The organism is Rhizorhapis sp. SPR117 (assembly GCF_021742065.1).
Genome location: NZ_JAKKIE010000084.1, coordinates 1 through 11209, shown reverse-complemented (window position 1 = coordinate 11209; position 11209 = coordinate 1). Strand labels below are relative to the sequence as shown.

The 11209-nt window shown below is 61.7% G+C and carries 12 protein-coding genes; 3 read left to right on the top strand and 9 right to left on the bottom strand.

From position 1 onward, the window contains the following. Positions 1-145: 145 nt before the first annotated feature. Complete coding sequence (locus L3X40_RS22590; protein ID WP_445177214.1) at positions 146-631, top strand: prolyl oligopeptidase family serine peptidase; 486 nt, start codon at positions 146-148, stop codon at positions 629-631. Here the strand turns inward: L3X40_RS22590 and L3X40_RS22585 are convergent. The 9 genes from L3X40_RS22585 to L3X40_RS19385 form a co-directional block, all read right to left on the bottom strand. After that, positions 540-1694, bottom strand: a complete 1155-nt coding sequence (locus L3X40_RS22585) for an asparagine synthase-related protein (RefSeq protein WP_445177215.1) — start codon at positions 1692-1694, stop codon at positions 540-542. The genes L3X40_RS22590 and L3X40_RS22585 overlap by 92 nt on opposite strands. Positions 1695-2292: 598 nt before the next feature. Next, the gene (locus tag L3X40_RS22580; protein ID WP_158511744.1) at positions 2293-2946 is read right to left on the bottom strand and encodes a lasso peptide biosynthesis B2 protein; all 654 of its coding nucleotides are present in this window, start codon (positions 2944-2946) and stop codon (positions 2293-2295) included. A gap of 47 nt (positions 2947-2993) precedes the next feature. Further along, on the bottom strand, positions 2994-3131 hold the full coding sequence (locus L3X40_RS19415; protein ID WP_158511745.1) for a benenodin family lasso peptide: 138 nt from the start codon (positions 3129-3131) through the stop codon (positions 2994-2996). A gap of 166 nt (positions 3132-3297) precedes the next feature. Continuing rightward, positions 3298-4167, bottom strand: a complete 870-nt coding sequence (locus L3X40_RS19410; RefSeq protein ID WP_237367054.1) for a GntR family transcriptional regulator — start codon at positions 4165-4167, stop codon at positions 3298-3300. Between the two features lie 449 nt (positions 4168-4616). Further along, complete coding sequence (locus L3X40_RS19405; RefSeq protein ID WP_066561685.1) at positions 4617-4871, bottom strand: antitoxin; 255 nt, start codon at positions 4869-4871, stop codon at positions 4617-4619. An 85-nt stretch (positions 4872-4956) separates the two neighbouring features. After that, on the bottom strand, positions 4957-5352 hold the full coding sequence (locus tag L3X40_RS19400) for a type II toxin-antitoxin system VapC family toxin (protein ID WP_066556967.1): 396 nt from the start codon (positions 5350-5352) through the stop codon (positions 4957-4959). Then, positions 5352-5597, bottom strand: a complete 246-nt coding sequence (locus L3X40_RS19395) for a type II toxin-antitoxin system VapB family antitoxin (protein WP_066556969.1) — start codon at positions 5595-5597, stop codon at positions 5352-5354. The genes L3X40_RS19400 and L3X40_RS19395 overlap by 1 nt, the downstream gene beginning before the upstream one ends. Positions 5598-5692: 95 nt before the next feature. Further along, positions 5693-6040, bottom strand: a complete 348-nt coding sequence (locus L3X40_RS19390) for a hypothetical protein (protein WP_209045010.1) — start codon at positions 6038-6040, stop codon at positions 5693-5695. Positions 6041-6087: 47 nt separating this feature from the next. Next, complete coding sequence (locus L3X40_RS19385) at positions 6088-6339, bottom strand: hypothetical protein (protein ID WP_066556972.1); 252 nt, start codon at positions 6337-6339, stop codon at positions 6088-6090. A gap of 411 nt (positions 6340-6750) precedes the next feature. Between L3X40_RS19385 and L3X40_RS19380 the strand changes: the two genes are divergently transcribed. Then, entirely contained in the window at positions 6751-8769 is a 2019-nt protein-coding gene (locus L3X40_RS19380; RefSeq protein WP_066556976.1) for a ParB/RepB/Spo0J family partition protein, read from the top strand. A gap of 136 nt (positions 8770-8905) precedes the next feature. Further along, on the top strand, positions 8906-11158 hold the full coding sequence (locus L3X40_RS19375; RefSeq protein WP_237367053.1) for a strawberry notch-like NTP hydrolase domain-containing protein: 2253 nt from the start codon (positions 8906-8908) through the stop codon (positions 11156-11158). The last annotated feature ends 51 nt before the right edge of the window (positions 11159-11209 follow it).

Genomic DNA, 11209 nt, shown 5'->3' with positions numbered 1-11209 from the left:
TGCCTGCCGACCTAGCATTGTTCATCTCCTCAAAGAGGCGTGAATCAATGAGGTGGATTACAGTTCCGGGTGACTAGTTCATTCGCCGATCTTCGCGGCCGCCGCAATTTCCTCCTGTTGTGATGACCCTGTGTCCCTTCGAGCGATGCTGGGTCCGCTGCTTACGAAATCGGCGCTAGCGATGGGCTATCCAGGGTTCGATTACGGAAACGTGGAGCGTACAAAAGAATATTCCCTCGCGGCAAATGCGCATCGAATAAGATCGCCCCTCCTGATTCAGACATCTGATCGCGAATACTTGTACGCTCTGGAAAGCGAACAGGCATTGCGTGCTAACGGTAAGCCCGTCGCTCTCTACGTATTTCCCGACGAGTATCATATTTTCTGGCAGCCTGCGCACCGGTTGGCTGCCTATGATCGAAGCATAGCGTGGTTCAATTTCTGGATGCTCGACAAATCATCAGGACCAGCCTCAATGATAACGGACATCGGATCTTGGCGGTCATTACAGGAAGCGTCGACATCGCTTAAGATTGGAACTAATGAAGCAGCAGGCCTTGTTCCGTCCAGAAACGGCACCAACTCTCAACGTCAACCAGTTCCAAGATTCGCAGAAAGTCCAAGCCCCTAGACGGCCCCTCGCTTTTGCAGCACCGAGCAACGGCATCGCGGTCGAGTAGGTTCCGGTCAGCGAGCAATCCATTGGCGAGATAGTCACCGAGGCTTTTCCTATGCGCTTCAAAGAAGCGACTATGCAAAGCTACTGGTGTTCCCTTTGTCGTGCGAGATACCAAGCTGGCAGGGAGGAGGTCGGAACAGGCTTTGCGCGCGATGAATCTGTCAAGGTCATTCTCGAACCACATCCATGTCGGAACAGATATTGCTCGCTCTACGATGGGCGAAGTCAGAAGTGGCGATACGCTCGTTACGTTGTCTGCTTGGGCGAAGCGTTCAAGATGATTATGCGCGACGACAAGCGATGCGACGTGGGCAGCCTTACCGGGCATGGTCGCCTCGGCTCGCATCAGCCAGGGATGTAGAATCGCGGGCCGCTCGATCTCCCGCAAAGTCGCGCCGAGCATGCTGCTATTGCGTGGCCACCGATAGCCGGTCGAGCCCGATAAAGCTCGTGCAACCCCCCTTAGCGCCGCGCTCCAAATCTGTGAGTATGATGCACCTGTCAAATTGGCGAGGGAACGAGATACACGCCCCGCCAATTTCAAGCTGCGCCCATGGAGTATCGCATCAGAAAGGGGGCGGGCTGACCGTAAAGAGCAAAATACGTTGTCGCCACCGTAGCCGTTAAAGATCATGCATGACTCTTCTTTGCACGCCAGTTTCCGTAGCGTCGAATCTACTCCCATCGCTAGGCCTCGATTTGTAGGCCGAGGCAGGAATGCGCGCATCGTCAAGCACGTTTCCAACTCTGGTGCGACGTAGGGAAGTACAAGCAACTCACATTTTAAATGCTCGGCGAGCCCTTGGGCGTAACGCCGTTCGTCCCCATACGGATCATCGGTGTAGAATGTCACAAGTGTTGTCTTTGTGCAATCTCGAGAAGTAAGTGCAGCGATGATGGATGAATCCAGGCCCCCAGATACTGTTACAAGAGATTGTTTTGACACAGAGGACAGGCCTCTGTGAACCGTCTCCAGAGCACCTCTTAATTCGCGTGTGGCATCCTCATAGGTCATCTTAACGTCGACCACGATGTCCCAAGGAGACCAGACCGTACCGATGCTTATTCCGTTCCGTGTGATGGTTGCCTGCTCCCCAGGCAATAACTCTGTAACCCCGCGCAAGGCAGTCGCGGCATGAAAGTTTCCCGGGAACAGAAGCGTTTCTCCGAGGACTGCCCAGTCGATGGCTGGTGTCAGGAACCCTCCCTTGACCAACAGGTCTACGTCTGACGAGAAGACAAACGCTCCGTCCGCCTCCATGAAGTAGCAAGGCTGGAGACCGGACGGGTCGCGGACGACGCTAACCCTACCGTCTACATGTCTTTTGATTGAAACAAATGAACCCCAGCGTTCACGAAGAATTTCCGCATGCTTGTCACACTTACGAATTTCGCTAACTGAACGCTGATCGCCGGACGGCGAGAAGCTCAAACCTATTGTGTAAATGTCGCCGTCGACAGAATGCTGGGACTTCGGGATATCATTACAATACAATGTAGCTTGTTTGAAAGCGAACGCAAGTTTCAGGCCCGCACTTTGGAATGGTAGCGCAGAATGTTGTCTTGGCTCATTATTGTCAATTGCTACTCGGCAGATGAAGCGGCTCACGACGCTATACGCCCAGGATTGGTGTGAAGGTTGTTACCTTGTCAAGTTCGTCGTTCAGGACGCAGTGGTCGCGTTGGAGCCAGCAATGGGCTAGAAACGGCGTGGAGCGCACGCCCACGACGACAGTGCATCTGATACGGGCAATTCCAAGATGCCACGCAGCCGCAAGGGACTTTTCCACGCAGCGGTCATGTCGTCCGGCGAATAGGGCTGCCTTTCGGTGTGCCGCTATTAGGAGCGCGGTTCGAGCCCCGTCATTCGACAGGTATGCTTCATCACGTCTTACCCAACGCAGGGTTAAGGGGACTGCCCTGATGCCGAATTGCTTCAATGCTATACGTGCTGCCAATTGCAGCACCAATGCAACAGCAATTGAGAGCCCGCTTGGTCTTAATTGGGCTGCTTCACCAAGTGTCGTTCGAGCTGGCTGCGGGCTGGGCTGGCAAAGCGTGGAGCGTGGAGAGTGCAAATCAATGCCAAGACGAGAGAGCGACCGGAGGGCAGCCTCGTCGACCGGACTCAGGAAACCTTCTTCGCATAGACGAGAGAACGCCTGCTCAGCGGTATGTGGCAGTGAAAAATATCGATTGCCCGCCACGTCGAGGAGAATTGTTCGGCCGCCCGTCCGCGTGAAATATATCTGAGGGTGAATGGCCATATTGCGCCTATCACGAACGGGCGCGCGCAAGCGCGCGCCCGAGGCGATCATTCCGGATCGAGGCCGGGACCGAAGGCCAGACCAGTCAGTTCATCCGGTTGGCCCATCGATTGTAGTCCCTTGGTTTCCTCGGTGACAGCACCGAGATCGATGAGGTCGTCGTCCAGTTCATTCTCGCGGCTCATGGTGTCCTCCATTCGCATTGGGTACTGCGGTGTGCAGCACGCCAGATCCTATCCGCGCGGAGGTTGATCACCGATCTGATAAGCTATCATTGACGACACGAGTTGTGACGCAGTCATGGCGGGCGGTGATAGTAAACCGGTCGAATGTGTCGTTTCTGGCACGAATTCAGTCGGATCGGCCGCCGTGAACCGTGCCGCCGACCGCGGCGACCAGGTCTGTTACGCGACGGAGGCGGCGCCTGTGGTAGGCCCATATGGCTGTCATCAGGTCCGAGGTTCTACCGGTCACGGTCAAGGCTTGGACCGCCCCGAGCTCATCGGCCACGCCGCCGAGTACTAAAGGCTCTCTGAGTCTCACCACATGAAGGCGCTCACCAGCGGCAAGGATTGCACTGCGATGTTGTGCGTTTGGTGAATGACCCGCAATATGCGAGAAGAGGTTCGCCGCAGCGGCCGCGATAGCCGCTGCTGCGATCAGGTTGGTCAGGCTTTCGAACTCTTCGCGGGGTCGTTCTGGTGCGGCGCGTTTCCCGACATGGAGAGCATTGCGGAGAAGCTGGCCATGCCAAAAGTAGAGATCGCGAAGGCCGTCTTCCGTGATGTCGGGGACATCAAAGCCGCCTCCCGGATGAAGCTTCAGCAGCTTCTCGCCGACAAGGCAGTACGCTGCACTGCGAACAGGGCTGATGCTCACACCATATTCTACGGCGAGAGCGCGTTCTACGAGCCGAGTGCGTGGAGGAAAGCGGCCCCCGATGATGTCCGCCTTCAATTGCTCATAGATACGCGTGGTCGTTACCGGATCGGAGGACATGGATCGCGCTTCACGGATAGGCCGAAGCGCGGAATACGGTCGCTCGTGCAAGGAGATCGAGCCAAGACCAGGGATGGCACCCGTTACGGACGGCCCGCGTTTTCGTTCGATCGAAGCGGCGGATTTGTGAGAACGAACGCCGTTGGAGGATGACAGGCTGCCGTCCTGGAGTTCGAAGAGGCCGACTGAGCTGCGCGTTGCCGTAGCGCGGAATTTCGCCATTCGCCAATCGCACGCCAACTCTCCTTACAGGTGCAGCGGCTCCGAATGTCGAATGATCGGTTCAACTCATTGTCCGGTCAAAAAGAATTAGTCTCGCATGCGATAGTATTCTCAGGGCTTCGCTCGGTTGCCCTGAGCTCCCAGATACGACTAGCTATCGAACGCTTCGGCATTAAGCAGCGGCATGAGCCCCCGTTCGGCCGCGACGACACGCGCTTGGGTGAGGGGCTTTTAGGTGGCGACCCGCGCGCCCGCTAACTCAGCTGTGTGCCAAGCCTGTCGTCGGACAGGACGAGAACACCACCCCGCTCCAACACGATTTCAAGCGTTCGCAATTTCCAGCCTGACGATGTAGCTCCGAACCTGCGCACTACCTCATTGCTTGCGCGTGTAGCGAATGATGTCCCGCAAATCCGCTTCCGCCGCCCTTGTCAGGATGTGGCTGGCGGTCAAGCGCGGCTGTCCTCGTCCAACTCTTCCTCAACGATTGCACCAATGCTCCGGGGCGATACGTCGCCCGCCAAGCCCTCCGCGATCCGCCGGCCCAACAGGGTTTTCAGCTCCTGCCATGGCTGATCTTCCCCCGCACCGGCCGGAAACAGCCGCTCGATCGCATATTGCCTGATCGTCTTGCCGTGGAGGGCGGCCAAAGCCTTCAGGGTCTGATGCTGCCGATCTGTAATGTCGATGGTCAACCGACTCATGATTGCCTCACACATAGGAACGGACTCACATTAGCACAAATGTGGGTCCGTTCTTATGCAGCGCTAATGCAGCCCGAAATCGCTCTCATGCCGTCTCGATGTCCGTATGGGGGAAGTCATCGCCCTTGTAGAGCAGCGCGACGCGGGCCTGTCTTGCACAGGCATAGGCAAAGCAATCGCCGAAGTTCAGATTGGCGGGATGGCGCGATTTCCCGAACCGGTCGTAGGCCTCGATCGCGATCGCGCGCGCCTCCGGCGAGACCGCCACGACCACGATGTCGGCTAGGCGCAAGAACTGTTCGACCGCATCATGCGCGTCGCGCACCTCGAGTCCGAGATTGCGGGCGACCGCGATCACGGACTCCCAGATCGCAAGCGGAGAGGTGAGGCGCTCCTGGGCCTTCTGCAGCCTCGCCAGGAGCTCATGGCCGTCATTTTCGTCGCACAGGATCGCGGTGAGCGCAGAGGCATCGACGAACATCAGCTCTCCCCGTAGAGGCTGTCGATGAAGGCCTTGTCGCTCTTGATCGTTTTCCGCGGATTCCCGCGCGCGCGAAGGGCACGGGCAAATTCGAGGCCCCGCTCCACAAGGGACGGGACCGCCTCTTCACGCTCCAGCTCATGCTGAAGCGCGCTGCGAACCGCTTCCTTCTTGCTGATCCGCCGTAGCATCGCCAGCCGTTCTGCCATGCGCGCGACCTCGGCATCCTTCACATAGAGCGCCATCGCATATCCTCCTTGGATATTGGATATATAGAAGTGGCTATCAAGTCACAAGTTCGAGGTTGGCACTTGCCTGCCGAGGCCGCCGAGGCGTCAGCTCACTCGTTCGCCCAAAGCGAACCGAGCGAATCCATGAGTTCGTCAAACGAAGACCGCATCTCCGGCGTCAACCTGACGTTTATCCGCCGGTTGTCCATCGGATCGAGCATCCGTTCGACCACGCCCAGCCTGGCCAGGCGCCTGGACTGCCGATGCGGGTTGGCAGGTGGGGCCCCCGGCGCCAGACAGGTCTGGTAGACCAGGCGTCCCTCGAATTCGGCGAGATAGATATCGAGCAAAATGTCCCAGAGCGGATTCGACACGAAGATCTTGTCGATCAGCCGTCCGGCGATTTCCCGCTCCGCGATCAGAAGCCGGCACACCCGGGCGCGTCGCTCTGCCGCCAAGCTGGTTTCTCTATCGACGGTGGGAAGGCAGGCCTGCGCGCCGCAGTTCACTTGCCCGCACTCGCAATCTGGGCACCGGTCGCGGTGACGTTGGCCTCCCGCGGGGCGGGGATCGGCATTTTCTGCCCGAGGAGAGGAGGGACGAACGCTCCGGTTGCGTGGACCTTGGTCGGGAGCCTGGCTCGCGTGCGTTGCTGAGCCGGTTCGGTAGCCCGCCTCCCGCTCAGCGGCGCAGCCAACCGGTCCTCGCCAGGCCGCAGGCGCCCCAGACCGGGAGCGGCAGGTAACGACGATAGCATCTCCTCCTCCTCAGTCCGAAGGCTCGCCCGACAGGGCCAGCGAACGAGACCTTGCGCCCGCTCGGCGATGCGCCGGCACGATCGTGTTGCAGCAAGACCGCCCGATCCGAGCGTGACAATAGCATGACAAGCCAGCAAGTTCCGCCGTTTCCTTCGGAAATCGTTGCCAGAATGGGAGCATGTGCGGCCAACCCTTGATCAGCCGGACCGTGGCCAGTGTATTCGGTCTTCTCTCTCTCTTTGGCCGCTGGCTGAGCTTCGGCTCCATTCCCACCGACGCTCGGCAACTCGTTGGCCACGCGCGTGCGTCAAGCACCGGACCGATGCACTGCGAAAGGAAGGAAAGAGGGTGGGGAACTGGCGGCGCCAGGTGGCCTGAATGGTCCGGCCTCCGCCGCCAGGAGTAACACCATGAATTATCCGATCGTCTACGTACCGGCGCGAAACTGCGTCGTCTCCCCGCTCAACGTGCGAACCCAGAGCGATCCCGAAGCCGATGCCGAGCTGGAGGCGCTCATCGGCGAGACCGGCTACGTCATCCAGAACCTCATCGGCGTGGCCGTGAAGCGTAAAAAGGACAGCTACAGCATCTTCGGCGGCGGCCGGCGTCTCACCCGCGTCCTCAGCCTCATCGAGAAGGGCAAGCTCCACGAGGACTTCGAGGTTCCTGTCATGGTGTTGCCCAACACCAAGGATGCGATCACGCTCAGCCTGGCGGAAAACCAGAAGCTGCCCACCAGTCCCGCCGACGAGTGCATGGCGTACAAGAACATGATCGAGAAGGAGGGCAAGACGCCGGCACAGGTCGCCGCTCGATTCCACAAGTCGGAGCGTTTCGTCCTCGGTCGCGTGCGGCTCGCCGACCTTGCCGAGGTCGTCTTCGAGGCGCTCCGCAAGGGCGAGATCACGCTCGAGATCGCCATGGCCTATGGCAGCAATCCCGACGTCACCCGGCAGGCCGCCGTCTTCGAGGAGATGAGCCAAGGCTATTACAGCACAAATGCGAGCGAGATCAGGCGCCGGCTCGCCCAGGGCACCTATCTGGGCGGCGATCCCAAGGCCCTGCTCGTCGGTCGCGAGGCCTATGTCGCGGCCGGAGGCCGGATCGATCCCGACCTCTTTTCCAACGAGGCGACGGAACGCTGGATCGATGGCGACCTCGTCGATCGGCTTGCCAACGAGAAGCTCGCCGAGGCTGCCGAAGCCATTCGCGAGCGCGAAGGTTTCGCCGAGATCCGCGTTCTGCCGACCACCCATGTCACCTATCAGGAGACCTATGATCTTCGGCCGGTCCGCGCCGAACTGCCGCCGCTCGCACCGGAGCAGGAGGCACGCTGCGAGGAAATCCAGGCCGAGCTCGAAACGATCGAGGAGCGGGCATCGGACGAGGATGGCGAGGGCTATACCGAGGACGACGAGGCCCGAACCCGCGAGCTCGAAGCCGAATATCAGGCCATCGTGGAGCGGACCCCGGTCCTGACCGACGAGCAGAAAGCGACCGCACTCGCCTATGTCGTCATCGGCAGGGACGGCCAGCCGCGGATCCACGAGCAGCTCTATGTCGCGCCGGCAGCCGTGGACGACGAGGAAAGCGAGCCGTCCGAGGTGGACGGCGAGGACGAGACGGTCGAGGATCAGGCGTCGGGCAAGCCCGTCATCAGCCAGCGGCTGGCCGACGAGCTCGCGACCATGAAGGCGGAACTGTTGCGCCTCCATGTCGCCAGCGATCCCCGGTTCGCTCTCGATCTCGGCACCTTCTACATGGCCGACAAGGCGCGCCAGCGCTATGGCGGCGGGGATCTCGCGACCGAGCTCCGCTCGGACGAGGCTCCCTCGCGCGTCATCGGCTTCCAGAGCGACACGCAGGCGGCCGAGGAATGGGCCAAGCTCGATGCCGCCCTCGATCGCAGCTGGACCGACCATGTCGATGTCCGCGATCGCTACGACGCCTTCTGCGCCCTGCCCGAGGAGGCGCGTGCCGCCTGGCTCGGTTGGGCGATCGCGCGAACCATCCATGCCGTTCCCGCCGGCAAGACGGGCAGCGCGTTCATCGACCATCTCGGTCAGAAGCTGGAGATCGACGTGGCGAGCTGGTGGCGGCCGACGGCGAAGAACTATTTCGACCGCATCAGCAAGGCGTCGATCCTCGCGCAGTTCGAGGATGTCGGCGGCGCCGAACTCCGGCAGCGTTATGGTGCCTCCAAGAAGCACGATCTGGCCGCCTCCGCCGAAAGGCTCTTCGCCGGGGACATGCACATCGGTGCGGACGACAAGGCCCGCGCTTTGGCTTGGGTACCCGAGGCGATGCGCTTCGAGACGATCGCACCCCAGGCGGCCAACGAGGCCGAGCCTTCGGACGACGGCCTGGCCGACGTGACGGTTTGCGAGGCCGAACCGCAGGACGACGCGCCGATCGCCGACGCCGCCTGACTGCCCGGCAGTAAGACTTCAGGGGCCGTGGCTTCCAGCTGCGGCCCCATTTTTCATGCTGTCTCCGTTCCTGGGAGGAGAGGGGGAAGGTGACGGGTGGCGGGGCTGCGGAGCCCCAAAAATCAAGGAGCCCCCAATGAACCTTCCTCTCCTTCGGCTGGTGGAGTCGGCCGACGACACCCGGGACAAGGCCGCTCGCCTCTTCGGTGTCGCCCGTTTGCTCGCGGACGGCCTCGCGCGCGGCGAGGTCCCCACCAGGCAAAGCCTCAAGCGTCGAATGACCGAGGCCTTCGACAGCTCGGACGCGACCGGCGCCTGGTCGATGCGCGACGCCTATGATGCGCTCGAAGCGGCCCAGGCGCTCTACCTTGGTCGGGCGGACTGTCCGCTTCGCAACGCCTCCGATCCCGCCGCGACATTTGCTGCCATGCGCCAGCTCCAGGAGAGGCTGCCGACGCAAACCTACCGCAGCGAGCACCAGGTGGCGATGCAGCAGTTCAGCACGCCGCTGGCTCTCGCATGGCTTGCCGCGCTCGCCGCTCGGTTGCGGGCCGGCGATCACGTCCTCGAACCTTCCGCCGGCACGGGCATGCTTGCCGCCCACGCAGCGTCCGACACGATCGCGCTGACGCTCAACGAGCGCGACCCCCAACGCGCACGCCTCCTTTCGCTCGCGCTCGATCGACCGGTCGCCGAGCATGATGCCGAGTTCATCCATGACCGCCTCCCGGCTGGTGTCGAACCGAGCATCGTCCTGATCAACCCGCCCTTCAGCCGTAGCGAGGGCAGGGGCCGAGATCGCCACGCGGGGGCGCGACACCTCCGCTCCGCTCTCCTGCGCCTCGCCGCGGGGGGTCGCTGCGTCGCCATCATGTCGCCGGCTTTCGCCGCGGACGGCAGCGACGCCGGCGGTTACAACGCCGTTGCCGAGCTCGTGCCACCCCGCGTCGAGATCACCATTCTCGGCCATCCTTATGCCAAGCACGGAACGGGTATCGCGGTCCGCCTTCTTGTCTTTGACAAAGGATGGACCGGAACGCCCGATCGTCGCACGGTCGACAGTCTCGACGCCGCGTTCGAGGCAGTGTTGGTCGTTCCGCCGCGGCTGGATCCGTCGACCCCGCCGATACCGCCAGCACAAGCCGCATACAGGCGGCCCGCTCCGCGCATCGCCAACGCGGCGGGTTCGCTCTTCGAAAACCTGTCACGCCCCCGGATCGTCGTCCCCGCCCGGATCGCCGCCAAGGGGGATGAGGCGAGGCCCCTGGCTTACGCCATCCGCGACACGCCGAGACCGGCTGGTGATCCCGTCGGCATCTATGCGCCCTGGCGCCTCGCCCGGATCGACATCGATGATGCCAAGACCCATCCGGACGAACTGGTCGAATCCATCGCCATGGCCTCGGTCCTGCCGCCGGCGCCCCGCCATCGTCCGACGCTGCAGCATCGCGCGTCCTCAAGTCTCTCGGACGCGCAGCTCGAGACGATCATCCATGCCGGCGAGGCATTTTCGCGCGATCTGCCTGGCACGTTCGTTCCGAACCAGGCCGGCGATCAGCTGAACGAGGATCCTGCCGGGAACACCTATCGCACCGGCTATTTCGTCGGCGACGGGACCGGCGTCGGCAAGGGTCGCGAGGGCGCCGCGATCATTCTCGACCAGTGGAATCAGGGCAACCGCCGCGCCATCTGGATCTCAAAAAGCGCGAGCCTCCTCGAGGACGCCCGTCGTGACTGGAGCGATCTGGGCGGTCTTCCCATCGATATCCAGCCGCTCGACGCCTTTCCGCTCGGCCAATCGATCGAGATGCCGAGCGGCATCCTTTTTCTTACTTATGCGACCCTTCGATCGGCGCGCCACGACCAGGCCTCGCGGCTCCAGCAGATCCTCGAATGGACCGGTCCCCGTTTCGAAGGCGTTATCCTGTTCGACGAATCCCACGCCATGGGCAATGCCGCCGGAACCGAAACCGAGTTCGGCAACGCCAAGGGATCGGAACAAGGGCTCGCAGGCGTCCGGCTGCAGAACGCGCTGCCACGCGCCCGGATCGTCTATGAATCCGCGACCGGCGCCACCAAGCCCGACAACCTCAGCTACGCCTCGCGTCTGGGGCTGTGGGGGCCGGGCACGGCCTTCCAGGACCGCGGCGCCTTCATGGCGGCCATGGAGGACGGTGGCATTGCCGCCATGGAGATCGTCGCCCGCGATCTCAAGGCGATGGGTCTCTACACCGCACGCGCGCTCAGCTTCGCGGGCGTCGAATATGACCCGCTCGAACACAAGCTCACTCTCGATCAGATCGACATCTACGATGCCTATGCCGATGCCTGGGCCATTTTATGCGCAGCTGCGCATAAGATGCCTTATCGCGAGGTCGCGATAATGTGAAGGAACGCGGCGCAGGCCCGCAAAGCCGCGGAACACCCCGCCACGTCCTTC